This window comes from Streptomyces sp. Y20 (assembly GCF_043195475.1).
GTDB lineage: Bacteria > Actinomycetota > Actinomycetes > Streptomycetales > Streptomycetaceae > Streptomyces.
The window spans coordinates 53,406-71,913 of the sequence record NZ_JBIDDP010000001.1; the positions used below are offsets into that span (position 1 = coordinate 53,406).

The following is an 18,508-nucleotide window of genomic DNA, read 5'->3' on the forward strand; positions in this document are numbered from 1 at the left end:
CGGCCGCTCAGCAGATGCGGGGCAGCTGCTCTCCCAGCGGCAGGTCCACCACGCGGGTGCCGCCGAGGCCGGTGGCGACGACCACCATGCCCGGGTGGTCGGCCACGCACTCGCCGATGAGCGCCGCGCCGGTGCCCTGCGGGTGGGCGCGCATGGCCGCCAGCACCCCTTCGGCGTGCTCGGGGGGCACGAAGGCCACGAGCCGGCCCTCGTTGGCGACGTACAGGGGGTCCAGGCCGAGGAAGCCGCAGGCGTTCGCGACCTCGTCGGGGACCGGGACGGCCCGTTCGCGCAGCCGGACGCCGGTGCCGGAGGCGCGGGCGATCTCGTTGAGGGACGCGCCGAGGCCGCCCCGGGTGGGGTCGCGCAGGACGTGGATGTCCGGAGTGACCGCCAGCATGGCTGCCACGAGGTCGGCCAGCGGCGCGGTGTCGGAGGCGATCTCGACCCCGAACTCCAGGCCTTCGCGCACGCTCATGATGGCCACGCCGTGCAGGCCGATGGGCCCGCTGACGATGACGGCGTCACCCGGCCGGGCACGCTGCGGGCGGATGTCGACGCCGTCGGGCACCAGACCGACGCCGGCGGTGGTGACGTAGACGCCGTCGCCGTGCCCGGACTCCACGACCTTGGTGTCACCGGTGGCGACGGTCACGCCCGCCGTCCGGGCCGCCGCGCCGACGGCATTCGCGACGCGCTGCACCACGGTCAGTTCCACGCCCTCCTCGAGGATGAAGGCGGTGGACAGGTAGGCGGGCCGGGCGCCGCTCATGGCGAGGTCGTTGACGGTGCCGTTGACGGCCAGGTCGCCGAGGCTGCCGCCGGGGAAGAACAGGGGGCGTACGACGTAGGAGTCGGTGGAGAAGGCCAGCCGGGCGCCCCCCAGGTCGAGGACCGCCGAGTCGGTGAGGGCGGCCAGGACGGGGTTGCCGTAGGCGGGGCTGAAGATCTGCTCGATCAGTTCGGCGGACAGGGTGCCGCCCCCGCCGTGGCCCATGACGACGACCGGCTGGTCGCGCAGCGGCGCCGGGCAGGTCCAGTGCGCGGGATCGACGGCCGACGCGCCCGCCGCGGCGGTTACGGCGGCTTCGGCGGCTTCGGTGGCTTCGGTGGCGAGGTCAGCCAACGGAGTTCATCTCCTCCTGCGGGATACGGGATCCCTGCCGTGCCGGGGCGTTCATCCGGCGGTACAGGTAGTAGGCGGCGCAGGCGCCCTCGCTGGAGACCATCGTGGCGCCGAGCGGGGTGCGCGGGGTGCAGGCCGTGCCGAACGCCTCGCACTGGGTCGGCTTGATCAGGCCCTGCAGGACCTCACCGGCCCGGCACACGGCGGGTTCCTCCGTGCGGATGCCGGTGACATCGAAGCGGTGCTCGGCGTCGTAGGCGCGGAAGGCGTCGGTCAGCCGCCAGCCGCTGGCCGGGATGGGTCCGATACCGCGCCAGTTGCGGTCGGTGACCTCGAAGACCTCCTCGATCATGCGCATGGCCGCCGGGTTGCCCTGGTCGCGCACGGCGCGCGCGTAGGCGTTGTCCACCCCGTACTGTCCGCGCTCCAGCTGGTGGACGGCGCGGCGGATGCCTTCGAGGATGTCGAGGGGCTCGAAGCCGGTGACGACGATCGGCACCCGGTGCTTCGCGGCCAGCTCCGGGTACTCGGCGGTGCCCATCACGCTGCACACGTGACCGGCCGCCAGGAAGCCCTGCACCCGGCAGCTGGGCGAGGTCATGATGGCCTCGATCGCCGGGGGGACCCGGACGTGGGACACCAGCAGGCTGAAGTTGTCGAGGCCGAGCCTGCGAGCCTGGTGCACGGCCATGGCGTTGGCGGGGGCCGTCGTCTCGAAGCCGATCGCGAAGAACACGACCTGGCGGTCCGGGTTCTTGCGGGCGAGGTCGAGGGCGTCGAGCGGGGAGTACACCACGCGTACGTCACCGCCCTCGCCCTTGACGCGGAACAGGTCCCGGTCGGTGCCCGGCACGCGGAGCATGTCGCCGAAGGAACAGAAGATCACGCCGGGGCGGGCGGCGATCTCCAGTGCCTTGTCGATGACGTCGAGAGGCGTGACGCACACCGGGCAGCCGGGACCGTGAATCAACTCCACGTTGTCCGGCAGCAGTTGGTCGATGCCGTGGCGGATGATGGAGTGGGTCTGGCCGCCGCAGACCTCCATGAGCGCCCAGGGGCGGGTGGCGGTGGCGCGGATCTCGTCCAGCAGCCGGTGTGCCAGAGCGGGGTCGTTGAACTCGTCGAGGTACTTCACCGGGTCTCACTTCCGCTCTCCTGCCGGGCCGCCTGCTCCCAGGCGTCACCGAACTCCTCTTCCAGCAGTCCGAGTTGCTCGAACAGTTCCAGGGACGCCCGGGCCGACTCCTCGTCCAGGCGCTGGAGCGCGAAGCCGACGTGGACGATGACGTACTCCCCCACCCGCACATCGGGCAGATACTCCAGGCACGCCTGTTTCTGCACTCCGCCGAAGTCGATCAGCCCGGTGAGCGGGTCGGCGCGATGGTCGATGGACACGACCTTTCCGGGCACTGCCAGACACATGGGTCACTCCGTCTCGTGGTGGACGGCTGTTCCCGCGACCATCAGCTGGCCGAGCGCGAGACCGCCGTCGTTCGGGGGGACTTCGCCGTGCCGCAGGAGCCTGAAGCCGTCCCGGCCGAGCAGGGCGGCGCACTCCTCCTCCAGCAGGGCGTTGGCGAAGACGCCGCCGGTGAGGGCGACGGTGGCCAGGCCGGTGGCCGTGCGGGCGCGGCGGCAGATCTCGGTGACGGCCCGCGCGACGCCGCGGTGGAAGCGGGCGGCGAGTACGCAGGCGGGTGTGCCGCGCGCCCGGTCGTGCAGGAGCGCCCGCAGCATCGGTGTGGGGCTGCAGGTGAGGCGGTCCTGACCGCTGAGCCCGAAGGGGTAGGCCACGGTGTCGGCGCCGGCGGCCTCCAGCGCCGCCGCCTCCAGTTCCAGTGCGGCCTGCGCCTCGTAGCCGGCCCGGTGGCACACGCCGACGAGCGAGGAGACGGCGTCGAAGAGCCGCCCCATGCCGGAGGACGGCACACAGGCCACCTGGCGTTCCAGCTGGCGCCGCAGCACCGCGCGTTCGGTGTCCGAGCAGGCGGCGACGCTCGGCAGCTCCGGTGTCCAGGGCAGTCCCGCCGCCCACAGCCGGGCCAGGGCCGTCCGGCAGGGGTTGGCCACGCCGGCGTCGCCGCCGGGCAGCGGGGCGGGGGCCAGGTGCGCGAAGCGCCGGTAGCCGGTGTAGTCGGCGAGCAGGACCTCGCCGCCCCACACCGTGCCGTCGTCGCCGTATCCGGTGCCGTCGAAGGCGACGCCGATGACGGGTGCGGTGCCGTCCAGACCGTGCTCGGCCATGGTGGCGGCGATGTGGGCGTGGTGGTGCTGGACCAGCACCGGCCCGGGCAGGCCGAGCCGGGCGGCCCGGGTGTGCGCCCGGCGCGTCGAGTGGTAGCCGGGGTGCCGGTCGGCGGCCACCCGCCCGGGGGTGACCCCGGTGAGGCGGGTGAGGTGCCGCTCGGCCCGTTCGGCGGCGTCCAGAGTGGCCAGCTCGCCCATGTCGCCGATGTGCGGCCCGAGCCAGGCGTACTCGCCCTCGCCCAGGCAGAGGACGTTCTTGAGGTCGCCGCCGACGGCGAGCGTGGGCCGGACCGGGACGGCCAGGCGCACCGGGCGCGGGACGTAGCCGCGGGAGCGCCGCAGGACCTGTGCGGTGCCGTCGGGGCGGACACGCAGGAGGGAGTCGTCGCAGGGGGAGGCGATGGGCCGGTCGTGGGTGAGCCAGGCGTCGGCGAGGCCGGCCAGCCGGGTCAGCGCCTGGGCGTCGTCGGTGACGATGGGCTCACCGGAGCGGTTGCCGCTGGTCATGACCAGGACCCGGGGGCCGGGGGGATCGCCGGGCAGTCCGAACAGCAGGGTGTGGACGGGGGTGTAGGGCAGCATCACGCCGACGTGCGGGCTGCCGGGGCAGACCTGGCCGGCGAGGCGGAGGCCGTCGGCGCAGGCGCGGGGGCGCAGGAGGACGACGGGCCGGTGGGCGCCGGTGAGGGCGTCGCGTTCCGCGTCGGAGAGGACCGCGATCCGTTCGGCCGTGGACAGGTCCGCGCACATCACCGCGAAGGCCTTGCCGCCGCGCTCCTTGCGGTCGCGCAGCGCGGTGACGGCCCGGGCGTCGGTGGCGTCGCAGGCCAGGTGGTAGCCGCCGACGCCCTTGACGGCGACGATCCGCCCGGCGGCGAGCAGCGCGCGGGCGGTCGCGAGGGCCGCCGCGTCCCGGGCCGGGCGGACCCCGGTTCCGTCGGCGGGGACCAGGGCGAGCCGTGGGCCGCAGCCGGGGCAGGCGACGGGCTGGGCGTGGAAGCGCCGGTCGGCCGGGTCGCCGTACTCCCGGGCGCACGCGGGGCACATCGGGAAGCCGGCCATGGTGGTGGCGGCGCGGTCGTAGGGCATGCCGGTGGCGACGGTGAAGCGGGGGCCGCAGTGGGTGCAGGTGAGGAAGGGGTGGCGGTGGCGGCGGTCGCCGGGGTCGGCCAGTTCGCGCAGGCAGTCGGCACAGGTCGCGGTGTCGGGCGGGAGGTGGGTGCGGCCCGGGGAGCGCTCGGTGGAGCGGATGCCGAAGGGGCCGGTGGCGCCGGTGGCGGGGAGGTCCTCGCAGCCGACGCCGGTGACGGTCGCCAGCGGCGGCGGCTGCTCGGCCAGCCGCCGCACGAACAGGTCCACCTCGTCCGGCGGGCCCTCGACCTCGATGAGCACGCCGTCGGCGGTGTTGCTCACGAACCCGGGCAGGGCGAGGGTGGCGGCCAGCCGGTGGACGTACGGCCGGAAGCCGACCCCCTGCACCGTGCCGCGCACGGTGATGCGGCGGCGGACCGGGCCGGTGGCGGGCGCCGTCACGCGACCGGAGCGGAATCGGGGTGGTGGACGTGCGGGTGGGGGGCGAGCGGCGGGCGGTGCGGGGGGACTCCGTCGCGGGCGGCGAGGGCGCGGTCGAGCAGGGTGCCGACGCCGGAACCGGTCCGGGCGCAGGACCGTACGATCTCCACGCCCGGGTTGACCTGGTGCACGTTCTCGTGGAAGAGGCTCTCGTCGAAGCCGGCCGGTCCGGCGAGGTCGGTCTTGGTGATCACCACGAGGTGGGCGGAGCCGAACGCCGTGGGGTACTTCAGCGGCTTGTCCTCGCCCTCGGTGACGGCCATCAGCACGACGCGCAGGGTCTCACCGAGGTCGTAGGCGGCGGGGCAGACCAGGTTGCCGACGTTCTCCACGAAGAGCACGGAGGTGTCCGGCGGCAGCCAGCCCGCCAGCCGGGCCCGGACCTGACGGGCCTCCAGGTGGCACAGTCCGTCGGTGAGCAGCTGTTGGACGGGGGCGCCGGAGCGGGCCAGCCGGACGGCGTCGTTCTCGGTGGCCAGGTCCGCGGTGAGCGCGGCCACCGGGACGCCGCTCTCCACCGCGCGGGCCAGGACCCGGCCGAGGAGTTCGGTCTTGCCGCTGCCGGGGCTGGACAGCAGGTTGACCAGGCTCACGCCCTGCCGGGCGAGATCGCCGCGCAGGCTCGCGGCCAGGTCGTCGTTCTTCGCCAGGACGGCCTGTCTGACGTCGGACCGGCACATGGGCGCTGCTCCTCGGGTGGGGTGACGGGACGCGGGCCCGCATCGTGTGCGGGCCGGCATCTCACCGATTCTGGGGGCCGCCGGGCGCCGTCACGGGCAGCGCTGCCGGGGGCGGCGTGCCGGATTCCACCGGGCGGCTCAACGGGGGCAGGGGACCGGCCGGATCGTCGAGCAGGGCGGGGACGAGCGTGTGCAGCGCGTCCACGGCCCGGTCGACCGCCTCCCGCACCGGCGCGCTCAGTGAGCCGAGGAGGTCGTCGCCGTCCGGCAGGACGCCGGGCTCGCAGGCCAGGACGAGGACCCGGGGCAGGGGCTCGTCGCCCAGGTGCCCGGCCAGGGCCAGTACCGTCGCCGGGTCCATGCCGTGGGCCTCGGGCGCGACGGTCCCGTCGGGGGGTTCGGCCTCGATCAGGGAGAGGGTGCCGGGGCGGTGCCCGCGCGGGGCCGCGTCGACCAGGACGGCGGTGGCGCAGCCGGCCAGCAGGTCGTAGGCGAGGTCCAGGCCGCGGATGCCGTAGTCGCGCACCCGTACCCCGGGCGGCAGCGGGCGCTGTGCGAGTGCGCGGATCACCTCGGGGCCGAAGGCGTCGTCGGCGAGGAAGATGTTGCCGACGCCCGCCACCAGGATCCGGGGCGTCACCGGACGTCACCGGCGGCCGGGGCCAGGGGCAGGGGTGAGCCGGCGGGTGTCTTGCGGACGAAGGCCGAGCGCAGGGCGTGGTAGGCGGCCCCGGGGTCGAAGAAGACGGCGTGCATGCGGGCCAGTTCCGCCTGCCGGTGGTCGGCCAGGGGACGTTCCCGCTCGTCCGCCGCGCGGGCCGCCGCCTTGGCGTCGATCCGCCGGCCGAGGTCCGGGGCGGCGGCGAGCGCGGTCGCCAGCCGCCGCACCCCGGCCGCGAAGTCCCCCGGCGCGGCGGGCACCAGCCGGTCCACGAGGCCCAGCCGCTCGGCCGAGGCGGCACTGACCGGCAGTGCCTGCGTGGTCAGCCGGCGGGCGTGGCCGGCGCCGACGCGGCGCGGCAGGGAGTAGGTCCAGAACTCGGAGCCGTACAGGCCCATGCGCCGGTAGTGCGGGTTGAGGACGACGCCCGTACGGCACCACACCTCGTCGGCGGCGAGGGCCAGCATGGCTCCGCCGGCCGCGGCGTTGCCGGCGAGGGCGGCCACCACCAGCCGGTCGGTGGTGCGCAGCACGGCCTCCACGAGGTCGTCCATGGCGTTGAGGTTGGTCCAGGACTCCTCGGCCGGGTCGGGGGCGGCCTCGATGACGTTCAGATGGATGCCGTTGGAGAAGAAGTCGCGCGCCCCGCCGAGGACGAGGACGCGGGTGGGGCGGGTCAGGGCCTCCCGGTAGGCCGCGAGCAGTCTGCGGCACTGGCCGGTGCTCATGGCGCCGCCCGGGAAGGAGAAGGAGAGGAAGCCGACGCCACCGTGCTGGTGGTAGCGGATGTCGGTCCAGGTGCGCCGACCGGGCGGGAGTTCCAGCGGGGCGGGGTCGTCCGGGAGCCGCAGGCCGGGACGGTGGGAGGCGAGCACCGTGGCGGCCGGGCGGCGGAAGGGGGCCGGGTCGCCGGAGTCGCGGCGGGGACGCAGTTCCGGGATCCAGACCGCGCCGTCCCGGGTGGCCCGGCAGACGGCTCCGGCGCGCTGGGCCAGCAGGGCGCCCGGACGGCCGCGCAGCCGGTCCTCGGGGTGCCCGCCGTGCAGGAACACCTCCCGGCCGAGGAGTTCGTCCAGGACGCCCGGCTGGGAGTCGGCGCCGCGGAGCTTGCGCAGGACCGTCTCGGTGTCGTCGCGCTCCCAGTCGATCCGGCGCTGCTCCTGCCGGAAGAAGTCGCGCCAGACGACCGTGACCGACGCGTCGGTCTGCGGGAGGGGCTTGTACGAGCCTTCGGCATAGCGCCGTACGGCCGTCAGGACGGCGGTGACGGCGGCGTCGGAGGCCTCGTTGCGGTAGAGGTCGCTCTTGCCGACGGGCGGCACGGAGAACGGCTCTGCCGCCCAGATCGCGCCCGCGTCCATCGCCGCCTCGGCCCGCAGCACGGTGACGCCCCACTGCTCCGCACGACCGGCGACGGCCCAGTCCAGGGCGGACGGGCCGCGGTCGCCCGGCGGGCCGGGGTGCACGATCAGGCAGGTGTGGTCGCGCCACACGTCCTCGGGCAGGGCCGTCCTGAGCATCGGCGCGATGATCAGCTCCGGCCGCAGTTCGCGCACGGCGGCGCGGACCGGGTGGGGGCCGTGTGCGGCGAGCACCACGTCCACCCGGTGCCCGAGGTCCGACAGTTCGGCGTACACGCGCTGGGAGAGGCTGTTGAACGCGCTGGCGACCAGCAGGATGTCCATGGCACGGCATGGTCGCCGTTCACCGCGGTGCCGCGAAGAACCGCCGCGGCGTTTCGCCGGCCTCACCCGGATCGCTTCCGCCATCCGGAGCGCACGGCGGGGCGGGCGTCGGGGCCGCACGGGTGTCGTACGGCGCGGGCGCACGGCGGGGCCGCACGGGTGTCGTAGAGCTGGGCCGGCTCGTCGTGGCGGTGATCGGTCGCCGGCGTCGGGCAGGGTCGTGAGCAGGGGGTGGCCGCGTCCGTCGGGGATCGGCCGGGAGGGGGTCAGGCCGCGAGGGGCCGGCCGGGGGTGAGACGGTCCAGGAGCTGGTCCTGGTGGAGTTCGGCCACCGGGGCGAGCAGGTCCGGGTGGCGGAGCAGGGCGGCGGCGCGGCGGTCGCCGGCGTCGGGGGCGAGCAGCCGGCGGAACTCGACGGGCGCGGACGCGTGGTGCTCACCCCCGGCGAGTGCGGCGACGGCCGCCCCCGCCAGTGCGGCGTCGGTGAGCAGCGCGGCGGCCCAGCTGGCGACGATCTCGTCGACCCAGGTGCGCCACGCCCGCTCGTCGGCCGGGTGGCCGTCGGCCGGCTCCGCGCCGCTGAGCCAGTCGAGGCGGGTAGCGCCCCCGGGGCCGGCCAGGGCGACCAGGGCCGCGTCGATCTCGGTGGGGTAGCGCAGCCGGGCGGCCACGGTCACGGCCTGCCGGGCCTGCGCCTCGCACAGCGCGGCGGCCAGCGCGCCACCGCACGGCGGGTAGGCGACGGTCAGCCAGCGTGCCGTCGCGGCTATCACGGGAGACAGGTCAGTGAGCACAGCCGGGCCGTCCGAGGTGCGCAGGGGAAAGGGGCTCCACGTCACGGTAGCCCGGCGGCCGGGCAGCTGGGGAGGGGGTGCGAACCAGGTCATATGTGTCCTGGCCCACGTGACACGTTCGGGAGGTGTCATGACCACGGACGCCGCAGGCTGCGACGACGGGGCGGGGTTCCCCCGCGGGATACGCGGCTCTCGCCTCCGTCTTCGCGGCGGTGCCGGCGCCTTCGCGGCCCTGGCCCGGCAGCGGGGAGTCCGGCTGCCGGAGGAAGTGCCGCCCTGGGGACGTCGCACTGCTCTGCGCGGCGACGTACAAGGCGTCGAGGCCCTCGGCGCGGCGACGTACACAAGGCGTCGAGGGCCCTGACCCGAGACAAGATCACCAGCTTTCTGCGGGCGCCGTTCACCCGCCGCACGGGCCGGGGCGAGACCGGCGAGGTCATGGACGAACCCGGGGCACCGGCCCCCGGCGGGCCGTCGGCGACCTGCTGTCCTGGCCCGCTCCCCAGCGCCGCCCGGACCGCCGGCGCCCTGGTCCGCTCCTACGCGGCGGCGCCCCGGCTCACCCGGCTGGTGCGCGGGGGCCTGAGCGCGCCGACCGGGGCGGGCCGGCTGCACCGCGCCTGGGCATGGACCCAGCAGGCGGCCGAGGAGTGAGCCGGCCGCCGCACCGCCCGCGCGGGCGGTGCCGCGGTCGCCGTCCGTCCCGCGCGCGGGACGGACGGGGCGTCCCCGCGCGGGCTAGTCGTCGTCCGCCGCGGTGGTCAGCTCGATGTCGAGGACGCCGTCGTCCTGGAACAGCTCCGACGCCAGCCGGGCGGGGTCCGCGGTGCCCTCCAGCCGCAGCAGGACCCGGGCGGCGGCGTCGGCGCGGTCGGGCAGCCGCTCGACCTTGACCTGGTCGATGCGGAAGCCGCGCCGGGTGCAGGCCTCCATCAGGCGCGGCAGCAGCGCCGAGCCGGTCCGGTAGGTCAGGCGCGCCTCGAAGGTGGCGGCGGCCGTGCCGGGAACCAGACGGCGCGAGAGCCGCGGATAGCCTCGCACCACCAGGAAGTGCAGCGCCGTCACCACAACCGCGAGAAGGGGCAGCCCGCCGCCGCAGGCCATGCCGACGGCGCAGGTCAGCCAGACGGTGGCGGCGGTCGTCAGGCCCCGTACGGCATCACGTCGTACGAAGATCAGACCGCCGCCGATGAAGCCGATCCCGGAGACGATCTGCGCCGCGACGCGGGAGGGGTCGAAGGAGACGTTCTCCAGGCCCAGCACCGCGCTGAACCCGTGCTGGGAGACCTCCATCATCAGCGCGCTGGCGATGCCGACCAGCGTGTGGGTGCGCAGGCCCGCGCTCTTCTGCTGGGCCGCGCGCTCCCAGCCGATCAGGCTGGACAGCACGAGTGCCAGTCCGAGTTCGGCCAGCTGCCGCGGCCCCTGCCCGTTGTGGATGTCCCACAGCGGCGCGGCCAGTCCCACTCCTGTCATGCGCACCTCGCACGATGATCAGCCGATCCTACGCCGCCGGCGCCCGCCCCGCGCCACGGCGACGACACCTGCGCGCCTGCGGTCACGGTGACGCGACGCGGGTGCGGGGGTACCCGTGCGGGGCCGCCACGCCCGCGGGACGGCGCTGCCGTCAGGACTTCGCGCGAAGGGACCGGCATCATGCGGCACGACGAGATGATCGGGAAGGTGCAGGAGCTTGCCCAGCTGCCCGACCGGGGAGCGGCCGAGCGGGCCGCGCACGCGGTGGTGACCACGCTGTCGGAACGGCTGCCGTCCGGGCTGGCCCGGCATGTGGCCGCCCAGTTGCCGCACGACATGGCGGCCGCCATGCGGGAGGCGGCCGACGCCTCGGCCGGGCCGGACTCCGGCACGTCGGGCGAACGGTTCGGGCTGACCGCGTTCGCCGGACGCATCGCCGTCCGGGCCGCCACCGACGAGGACACGGCACTGCGGGAGGCCGCCGCCGTCCTGGAGGTGCTGGACGCCGCCCTCGCCCCGGAACTGACCGAGCGGATGGCCGGGGCGCTGCCCGCCGACATCCGTGAGCTGCTGCCGACGAGCCGGGCCGTGTAGGACGCGGACCGGTACGGCGTGACCGTGACCGGTGTTGCTGCGTGCATGTACGCATACGCTCACCGGAGGCAGGCGAAGCGGTGACGCGCCCGCTTCGAGCACGTCTCGACCGCCCCGGGGCGGCGCGCTTCCCGAGTCCGGGCGGACCGGACTCGGGAAGGCGATCGTCCGTTACCGCCGGTGCGGCGGGACGCCGCTCACCGCCGGGCCGCCCGGCTCTCCCGGCGGTGCCGGGAGCGACGGGACGCCGGCGGCCGCAGCACCCACCGGTCCTCAACCTGATCCAGGCCGTACAGCAGGAGGCTGAGGACCGGGAACAGCAGAACCGCGACGATGATCACTGGAGGCTCCCCCTCCTGCCGGGGACATGGACGCGAGTGCCCTCATGCCGCGTGCCCACCCTCGCCGGCTGTGAAGGTCCTGTGACCGCCCGGGACCGGCCCGGCCCATCGGCACGGGAGCGGGCCGGCTGACCCGCGCCCGCCCTGACCGGCGCCCGTTCGGCCGTACCGGCCCTTCGACGGCGCCGCCCGTTCGACCGCACGCGGCTGTCGGCACCCGTTCAGCCGCATCCGGCGGGTGCCGCTGGTGCGTCGTGGCGTGCGCGCGGTGGCACCGGCCGCTGAGGGCGGATCCGGCGGGTGCGCTCGGCGCGCCCCCTGGGCGCCCCGTGCTTACGGTGCTGTGGAGGTGACCGGCCGTCATCGGTGTGGCGAGGAGGCGCGAGCGGTGGTGGGTGAGGAGCGCCGGCGGGTGACCGGGCGAGGCGGCGGGCGGCGGGCCGCCGGCCGGGTGCTCGGCAGCCGCCCGGCGCACTCGGTGCGGCTGCCGGCGCCCCCCCGGCCGGAGCCGCCCACACCGCCGGCCGAGCGGACGGTGCCGTGGCTGCGGGTCGCCGCGGCCTTCTCCTGGCGGCTGATCCTCGTCGGCGTCGTCGTCTACGGCGTCTTCAGCGTCCTCGGCAGCTTCCAGCTGATCGCCGTGGCCCTGTTCCTCGCGCTTGTCGTGACGTCCGTCCTGCGCCCGCTCGTCGACCTGCTCGGCCTGTTGCTGCCGCGGCCGGTCGCCGTGGCCCTGGCGCTGATCGGCAGCCTGCTGCTCCTGCTGGCCCTGCTCGCCCTCGTGGGCAGCGCGGTGGCGGACGAGTCGGGCCGGCTGGTGGGTGACTTGCGCGGTGGCGCGCACCGCATCCAGGAGTGGCTGCAACGGCCGCCTTTCCGGCTCAGCCCGGACCGGCTCTCCGCCCTCCAGGACCAGCTGACGGGCTATGTCTCGGCACATCGGGCGGCTCTGCTCAGCAGCGCGGTCAACGAGTTCGGCCGGGTGGTGGAGGTGGTAGCGGGCGGCGCGCTCGCGCTGTTCGCGTCGGTGTTCTTCCTCCACTCCGGCGAGCACCTGTGGGGCTGGGCACGCGACCAGCTGATGCCCGCCGGTGCCCGTCCGGCCTGGGACCGGGCGGGGCGGGCGGCCTGGCACAGCTTCGCCGGGTACACGCGGGGCATCATCATCGTGGCCGCCACCAACGCCGTACTGGTCGGTGTCGCCCTGCTGGTGCTGCGGGTACCGCTGGCGCTGCCGCTGGCCCTGCTGGAGTTCTTCGCGGCGTTCGTCCCGCTGGTGGGCTCGCCGGTGGCCCTCGCGGTCGCCACGGTCGTCGCGCTCGCCGGGCGCGGACCTTTCACGGCGGCGTGCGTGCTGGTCCTGATCGTCGTGATCGGCCAGCTCGAGGGGCATGTGCTGCATCCGCTGGTGATGAGCTGGGCGGTACGGCTGCACCCGCTGGTCGTCGCCCTGTCCGTGATCGCGGGCAGCATCATCGCGGGGGTGATCGGCGCCATCGTGGCGGTGCCGCTGGTCTCGGTGGTCTGGTCGGTGCTGCGCGCCCTGCGCGCGGTACCCCCCTGACGGCCCGCCGTACCGCGCGGTGGTGCGCGTCGTCACAGTGCCGGGGCGCCGCCGAGCGGCATGGACGGGGCGACCGGTGGCACCCGGGTCACCGTGCGTGGGACAGGAGTGACCTTGCAAGGTGTACGGCGTGAGCTGTCGGACGCGGTACAGACGGTACGACGGGCCTGGACGGGACCGGGCCGGGAACGGGACATGGCCCTCCAGGCGGTGAAGGCCGCGCTGGCCGCGTGGCTGGCCTGGGTGGTGGCCGGGTGGTGGCTGCACGCGCCGGTGGCGTTCGTCGCGCCCTGGGTGGCGGTCGTCCTGGTGGAGTCGACCGTCTACCGGTCGATCGCCCACGGGCTGCAGCAGCTCGCGGCGATCGGGGCCGGCACGATCGCCGCCACCGCGGCCGGGCTGCTGCTGCACAGCACGGTGGCCGCGATGGCGGTCGTCCTCCCCCCGGCGATGCTGCTCGGCCGGTGGCGGCGGCTGGGCAGCCAGGGCATCAACGCGGCCACCGGCGCCCTGTTCGTCCTCACCAACCCACCCGTGAGCGTCGCCACCTCCACGGCCCGGCTCACCGAGGCCCTGTTCGGGGCGGTCGTCGGCATCGCCGTCAACGCGCTGGTACGGCCGCCGCTGTATCTGCGCGACACCCGCTCCGTGCTCCAGGACGCGACCGAGGAGGCCCATGACATCCTGCGGGACGTGGCGGACGGGCTGGCCGGGGGACGCTGGGACGCCGAGGAGGCCGGGGCCTGGCACGAGCGGGCTCTGCGGCTGAACCGGCTGGTGGAGGAGGCCCGCTCGGCGGTCGAGTGGAGCCGGGAGAGCCTGCGGGTGAACCTGCGCCGCCGGCGCGCCGGCGCCGTGCCGCCCCCCGGCAAGGAGTACGACGACGCGCTCGTGGTCCTGGACTACGCCGCCGTCCACACCGCGGGGGTGACCCGCACGGTCATGGAGGCGGCCGCCGAGGACAGCCCGCCGCCCCGGCCGCGGCCCGGTCCGGCCCGGCGCTACGCCGAGTTCCTGCGCCAGACCGCCCACGCGCTGCGGCTGTACAGCCTCAGCCGGTTCGGCGACGCGTGCGAGGACGAACTGCGCGAGTCCGTGGCCCGGCTGCGCGACACGCTCAGCGAGCTGCGCCGGGACCTGGCCCGTTCCGTCCGGGAGGACCCCGACGAGGTCGCCACCTACGGCGCGCTGCTCGCCCAGGCCCACCGGCTGGCCGGGCAACTGGCCACCTCGGCCACCTGAGCGCGCCGGCCGCGGGGCGTCACCGTCGTCCACGAGGCCGGTGGGCGACACCCCGCGGGGTCACCGCCGGGCCGGACGGAACACCGGCGCCGGGTCCGCGGGACGGGACGCTCGGACCCTCGTACTCACGCGCCGCCCGCCGCCGTCTCCCCGGGTTCCCGCACTCCGAACACCGCCGGGCCCACCTCGAGGACGCCGTCGGTCAGCGGCCGGCAGCGCACTCCCCCGCCGCCGCGCAGCGCGCGCTGGGCACCGGGGCCCAGGGTGGTGTCCATCCAGCCGCACGGCCGGGCGGCCCGGCGCACCTCCAGGTCCACCGGTCCGGCACCGCAGTCGAGGTAGACCGTCGACCCGATGTACGCGTCGATGTCGACGCCGCGCAGCAGGACGTTGCGCCGGGTGTGGAGCAGCCCGGACGGGTGGGGTTCCCGCTGCGGCAGCCGCTCGGCCGCCATGAGGGTGACCGACGCGTCGCGGTGGGCGGGGCGGTTGAAGTAGCGGTCACCGACGATGCCGAGGCCCGCGCGGACCTCGGCCGTCGTCACCAGTTCCCCGGGCGGCAGTTCGGGCGGACCGTCGCCGGGCCGGCCGGAGAGCCGGTGGACCGGGGAGACCAGCAGCTGGAGTATCTCGACGTGCGGCACGCACCGAGCCTAGTCACTCCGGCTCACGGCGGTGTGCCTGCCGCTCCTGGCCCTGCTGCCGGCCCTCCGGCCGCCGGCCCGGGTCCGGGCCGGCGGCACGGCCTGGTCCCGGCCGCCGGGTTCCCCTCATCCGGTGGCGAAGTCCCGCAGCGAGTCCTGGGGGCCGTTGAAGCGGTCGTGGTCGCCGACCGTCTTGCCGGTGGAGGTGTACTGCCACATGGTGTGGGTCTTCCAGCCCGCCGGCAGGGTTCCGACCGTGGAGGCGTAGCGCGCGATCCACAGCGGGTTGCTTGCGCCGAAGCCGGCGTAGTTGCCGGTGCACTGCGTCCACCAGCTGGTCGCCGTGTAGATGACCGCGTTGCGGCCGGTGCGTGACTTGTACCGGTTCAGGAAGTCGCGGATCCAGCTGACCATGCCGCTCTTGGACTTGCCGAAGCAGTCGCCGCCGTACGGGTTCCACTCGATGTCGAGGGCTCCGGGCAGGGTCTTGGCGTCGTTGGACCAGCCGCCGCCGTGCTGCACGAAGTAGTCGGCCTGGGCGGCGCCGCCGGAGGTGTCCGGGGTCGCGAAGTGGTAGGCGCCGCGGATCAGGCCGGTGTTGTACGAACCGGTGTACTGGGAGCTGAAGTAGGGGTTGGTGTAGGAGGTGCCCTCGGTGGCCTTCGTGTAGGCCCACGTGGTGCCGTCGCCCCACAGCGTCTTCCAGTTGACGGCACCCTGGTAGCTGGCGACGTCGACGCCCTCGGCCTGGGAGGCGCGGGGGGCGGGGGGCGGGGTGCCGTCGGAGCCGTCGTGGGCGAGTACGCCGATGCCCATGTAGGCGGTGCCGCGTACGGGAGCGCCTCCGGCCGGCAGGGGCACGGCCGGGGCGCTGGACAGGAGCAGGAGGAGGCCGGTCAGGGCGCCGGTGAGGCACAGGGGGGACCGGCCGCGGAAAGGAGCTATGGAGTTTCGCACGCCCTCCATCTGACCCGGGGTCGGGTCGTCGCGCACCCCGGGTTCCGCCCAACGGACCCATCCGCGGCCGGTCTTTGAGCCGTACGGGTGGCTGTCAGCCGTCGATGCGGTGCTGGGTCCAGAAGGAGGTCAGGTCCGTGCTCGTGGCGGCCTGGGCCGCCGCCTTGAACTCGGCCGTGGTGGACACGCCGTACCAGTGCGCGCTCGCGTAGTCCTTCAGCAGCTTGGCCATGGCGGTGTCCCCGAGGACGCGGCGCAGGTCGTGCAGGGCGCACTTGCCGTAGCCGTAGACGACGGTGGAGTACCGGGAGGAGTGGGCGTCCCAGTAGGCCATCGAGTTGGTGATCTTCTCGGTGCTGGAGGCCCAGGAGACGCCGCTCCAGCAGTTGCTGCCGGTCTTGCCCTGGGCGAGGTCGGTGGCGTAGTCGGTGAACGCCTCGTCCAGCCAGGGGCTGGTGTACTCGTCGTCGCCGACGATGCCGTACCACCACTGGTGGGCGATCTCGTGGGTGAGGGCGGTGGTGCTGACCAGGTCCAGGACGAACCCGGGGTATTCCATGCCGCCGAACCAGTAGTTGTTGTCGATGACGGCGTCCAGTTCGCCGTAGGGGTAGGCGCCGAACCGGGCCGCGTGGGCGTCGACCGCGCTCTTGGCGGTGCTGAGCATCGACTGGGCGCTGGAGGAGCTGATGCCCGAGACGGAGTACACGTTCACCGGGACGCCGGCGGCCGAGGTGCCGGAGATCTTGGTGAACGGCCCGGCGGCCCACGCGAAGTCGCGGACCTTGGCGGCGGTGGCCGTGGTGACCGTACGGCCGCTGGATCCGGGCGTCTCCGTGGAGGTGCCGGTGGCCGGGACCAGCAGGCTGGTCGGGTGGTCCAGGGTGACCTTGAAGTCGGCGGCCAGGGAGTAGAACGACTCGCCGTTGTCGGTGTACGGGTCCAGGTGCCAGCCGGCGCTGTCGCGGACGGCGAGGACGGGCAGGGCGTTGCCGACGAAGCTGAACGCGCCGTCGTGGCCGAACCGGTCGGCGCCGCTGGGCACGGTGATGCCGAGGTCGAAGCCGATGGTGGCGGACTGGCCCTGGGCGAGCGGGGACGGCAGGTCGATCCTGAGGGCGGTGCAGGCCACGGAGAGCGCGCCGGCGCTGCCGCCGGTGACGTTGCTGACCCTGACCGGCATCGCGTCGCAGGTGCCGTGGTAGTTGTCCCACAGCCGCAGGTAGACCTCGCCGAGCGCGGTGGCGGAGGCGTTGGTGAAGGTGACGCTCTCGTGCCCGGTCCAGGCGGTACCGCTCGTGTCGCTGCTGAGGTTCACGGTGTACCCGGGTGCCGCGGGGGTGCGGGTGGAGTCGGCCGGTGGTGGCGTGGTGCCGCCGGAGGTGTCGAGGGTGATGTCGTCCAGGACGAAGCTCGTCTGGAGACTGGAGTCCTCGGTGCCGGTGAAGGACAGGTTCACCGTCTGGCCGGCGAACGACGACACGTCGATGGTCTTGTGGACGTAGCCGGTGTTCTCGTCCAGGTTCGAGTAGGTGGCCAGCGTCGTGCCGCCGATCTTGGCCGTCAGCTTGTCGTACGCGACGGACGTGGTGGTCTCGGCGGTGTCGGTGTGCAGCCAGAAGCCGAGGGTGGCGGTGGCGCACCCGGAGGGGATCGTCACGCTCTGGCTGAGGGTGTCGGTGCGGGTGCTGCCCGCACCGTCCAGCCAGGCGTAGGAGCTGCCGCCGTGGGCGCTCTGTCCGGAACGGCTGGTGATCACGGTGGACGGGGACTGGGTCCACGGTGAGGTGCCGTTCTCGAAGCCTCCGTCGGTGATGACCTGGGCGGGGGCGCAGGCGGCGGGGGCGGAGGCCGGGCCGGCGGCTGCGGGGGTGCCGGGGAGTACGAGGGCGGCCACCGCGGCGACGGTGAGCGCACCGGCGCCGAGGGCCTTGTGGGGGGTCGTTCTCACACGCTACTCCTTCGTGGCGGCCGGGGTTCCGGCCTGCTCGAAGGCCGCCCGGCCGGGGTTCGCCGGGGCGGCCGCGTACGGGGCTTGCGCGATCGCTCGTGCCGAAGAGCCCGTCGCGCTCCATGGGGTCGGGGCGACGACTGCCGGACGGCTGCCGAAAGAGTGACAGATTTGACCGGTCCATGCCAGATGGATAAAGCGGGCGCCGTCCCCCGGCGCCGTGCGCGCCACCGCCCAGGCGCCGCCCGCCGGCCGGTGGGCGGCGGGCGGCGGGCGGCGGGCGGCGGGCGGCGGGCGGCGCCCCGATCAGGCGTGACGCAGCGTCATGAGAACGGCCCGCAGCCGGGTGCGGTCCGGACCCGGCCAGCCGGTGGCGACATGCCCGAGCGCTTCCCGCGGGCGCTGCGGCGGATTCTCGTCGACGGGGGTCAGGACGCGGTGCACGTGCAGGACCGTCCCGTGGGGCGCGGGCAGGCGGGTGCCGTCCCGGTCGTCGGCCGGCTCGGGGACGAGGCCGCCGGGGACGAGGGGGGCACCGGTGTGGGAGCGGGTCACCTCGTGGTCGGGTGTGTCGCTGACGCTCTGCGCCATCGCCTGCGCCCGGCCGTCGATCAGCGACAGCAGCTCGGTGAACAGCACCGGGTCGTGGCAGCCGTCGTAGACCCAGCGCTTTCCCAGCACCCCGTGCTCCATCGTGCCGATCAGGGCGTGGCCGGCGCCCTCCAGCGGCGCCCCGCGGTAGGTGAGCGGCACGAGGTACGCCGTCCGCTCGGGGCTCGCGGTGTCGGTGGCCACGATGAACTCGATGCCGACCTCGCCCTCGGGGTCGTCCAGCCGGAACCCGCCGGACCTCTCCGGCACGGGCGCTCCGGGCCCGCCCCGGTACCAGGGCCGGGTGGGGAGCCAGTCGGTGAGCAGTTCCGTCTTGCTCGGCTTCAGGGTGGTGTCGTGGATGACGGCCATACCGGTGGTTG

General features: G+C 74.8%; 18 protein-coding genes. 4 read left to right on the top strand and 14 right to left on the bottom strand.

The features are described 5' to 3' along the window. Positions 1-7: 7 nt before the first annotated feature. The 8 genes from hypE to ACGFT1_RS00305 all read right to left on the bottom strand — a co-directional run bounded on the left by hypE (position 8) and on the right by ACGFT1_RS00305 (position 8,765). Positions 8-997 (bottom strand): hydrogenase expression/formation protein HypE, encoded by a 990-nt coding sequence (gene hypE / locus ACGFT1_RS00270; protein ID WP_373907623.1) that lies wholly within the window; start codon positions 995-997, stop codon positions 8-10. Between the two features lie 121 nt (positions 998-1,118). Further along, positions 1,119-2,261, bottom strand: a complete 1,143-nt coding sequence (gene hypD / locus ACGFT1_RS00275) for a hydrogenase formation protein HypD (protein ID WP_373906764.1) — start codon at positions 2,259-2,261, stop codon at positions 1,119-1,121. Continuing rightward, on the bottom strand, positions 2,258-2,548 hold the full coding sequence (locus ACGFT1_RS00280) for a HypC/HybG/HupF family hydrogenase formation chaperone (RefSeq protein ID WP_356824801.1): 291 nt from the start codon (positions 2,546-2,548) through the stop codon (positions 2,258-2,260). Before ACGFT1_RS00280 ends, hypD begins: the two co-directional genes overlap by 4 nt. A 3-nt stretch (positions 2,549-2,551) precedes the next feature. Then, positions 2,552-4,906: a carbamoyltransferase HypF gene (hypF, locus tag ACGFT1_RS00285; protein ID WP_373906765.1), complete on the bottom strand. Its 2,355-nt coding sequence runs from the start codon at positions 4,904-4,906 to the stop codon at positions 2,552-2,554. Beyond that, positions 4,903-5,625 carry a hydrogenase nickel incorporation protein HypB gene (hypB, locus tag ACGFT1_RS00290; protein ID WP_373906766.1) on the bottom strand — a complete coding sequence of 241 codons (723 nt, stop codon included), beginning with the start codon at positions 5,623-5,625 and terminating at the stop codon, positions 4,903-4,905. Before hypB ends, hypF begins: the two co-directional genes overlap by 4 nt. A gap of 61 nt (positions 5,626-5,686) precedes the next feature. After that, positions 5,687-6,265 carry a hydrogenase maturation protease gene (locus ACGFT1_RS00295; protein ID WP_373906767.1) on the bottom strand — a complete coding sequence of 193 codons (579 nt, stop codon included), beginning with the start codon at positions 6,263-6,265 and terminating at the stop codon, positions 5,687-5,689. Then, on the bottom strand, positions 6,262-7,971 hold the full coding sequence (locus tag ACGFT1_RS00300) for a hydrogenase maturation protein (RefSeq protein ID WP_373906768.1): 1,710 nt from the start codon (positions 7,969-7,971) through the stop codon (positions 6,262-6,264). Before ACGFT1_RS00300 ends, ACGFT1_RS00295 begins: the two co-directional genes overlap by 4 nt. Positions 7,972-8,237: 266 nt before the next feature. Beyond that, positions 8,238-8,765, bottom strand: coding sequence for a hypothetical protein (locus tag ACGFT1_RS00305; protein WP_373906769.1), 528 nt, complete (start codon positions 8,763-8,765; stop codon positions 8,238-8,240). Positions 8,766-8,858: 93 nt separating this feature from the next. On the opposite strand from ACGFT1_RS00305, the gene ACGFT1_RS00310 reads away from it, so the two are divergent. After that, positions 8,859-9,419, top strand: a complete 561-nt coding sequence (locus ACGFT1_RS00310) for a DUF1360 domain-containing protein (protein WP_373906770.1) — start codon at positions 8,859-8,861, stop codon at positions 9,417-9,419. An 84-nt stretch (positions 9,420-9,503) separates the two neighbouring features. Here ACGFT1_RS00310 and ACGFT1_RS00315 read toward each other — a convergent pair whose 3' ends face one another. Continuing rightward, positions 9,504-10,241 carry an MgtC/SapB family protein gene (locus ACGFT1_RS00315; RefSeq protein ID WP_373906771.1) on the bottom strand — a complete coding sequence of 246 codons (738 nt, stop codon included), beginning with the start codon at positions 10,239-10,241 and terminating at the stop codon, positions 9,504-9,506. 180 nt (positions 10,242-10,421) lie between these two features. Here ACGFT1_RS00315 and ACGFT1_RS00320 point away from each other — a divergent pair, with 180 nt between their 5' ends. Then, a complete protein-coding gene (locus ACGFT1_RS00320) occupies positions 10,422-10,835 on the top strand; it encodes a DUF2267 domain-containing protein (RefSeq protein ID WP_373906772.1) in 414 nt (137 codons plus the stop codon). Between the two features lie 197 nt (positions 10,836-11,032). Here the strand turns inward: ACGFT1_RS00320 and ACGFT1_RS00325 are convergent, their stop codons facing one another. Next, positions 11,033-11,176, bottom strand: a complete 144-nt coding sequence (locus ACGFT1_RS00325; RefSeq protein ID WP_373906773.1) for a hypothetical protein — start codon at positions 11,174-11,176, stop codon at positions 11,033-11,035. Between the two features lie 412 nt (positions 11,177-11,588). Here ACGFT1_RS00325 and ACGFT1_RS00330 point away from each other — a divergent pair, with 412 nt between their 5' ends. Together ACGFT1_RS00330 and ACGFT1_RS00335 are read left to right on the top strand one after the other, a co-directional pair. Next, entirely contained in the window at positions 11,589-12,740 is a 1,152-nt protein-coding gene (locus ACGFT1_RS00330; RefSeq protein WP_373906774.1) for an AI-2E family transporter, read from the top strand. 195 nt (positions 12,741-12,935) lie between these two features. Then, positions 12,936-13,982 carry an aromatic acid exporter family protein gene (locus tag ACGFT1_RS00335; protein WP_373907624.1) on the top strand — a complete coding sequence of 349 codons (1,047 nt, stop codon included), beginning with the start codon at positions 12,936-12,938 and terminating at the stop codon, positions 13,980-13,982. 125 nt (positions 13,983-14,107) lie between these two features. Here ACGFT1_RS00335 and ACGFT1_RS00340 read toward each other — a convergent pair whose 3' ends face one another. The 4 genes from ACGFT1_RS00340 to ACGFT1_RS00355 all read right to left on the bottom strand — a co-directional run bounded on the left by ACGFT1_RS00340 (position 14,108) and on the right by ACGFT1_RS00355 (position 18,497). After that, entirely contained in the window at positions 14,108-14,626 is a 519-nt protein-coding gene (locus ACGFT1_RS00340) for a molybdenum cofactor biosysynthesis protein (protein WP_373906775.1), read from the bottom strand. Between the two features lie 126 nt (positions 14,627-14,752). Beyond that, positions 14,753-15,592, bottom strand: coding sequence for a lysozyme (locus ACGFT1_RS00345; RefSeq protein WP_373906776.1), 840 nt, complete (start codon positions 15,590-15,592; stop codon positions 14,753-14,755). Between the two features lie 85 nt (positions 15,593-15,677). Beyond that, on the bottom strand, positions 15,678-17,534 hold the full coding sequence (locus ACGFT1_RS00350) for a M1 family aminopeptidase (protein ID WP_373906777.1): 1,857 nt from the start codon (positions 17,532-17,534) through the stop codon (positions 15,678-15,680). 306 nt (positions 17,535-17,840) lie between these two features. Beyond that, positions 17,841-18,497 carry a 1,4-alpha-glucan branching protein gene (locus ACGFT1_RS00355; protein WP_373906778.1) on the bottom strand — a complete coding sequence of 219 codons (657 nt, stop codon included), beginning with the start codon at positions 18,495-18,497 and terminating at the stop codon, positions 17,841-17,843. Between the last annotated feature and the right edge of the window lie 11 nt (positions 18,498-18,508).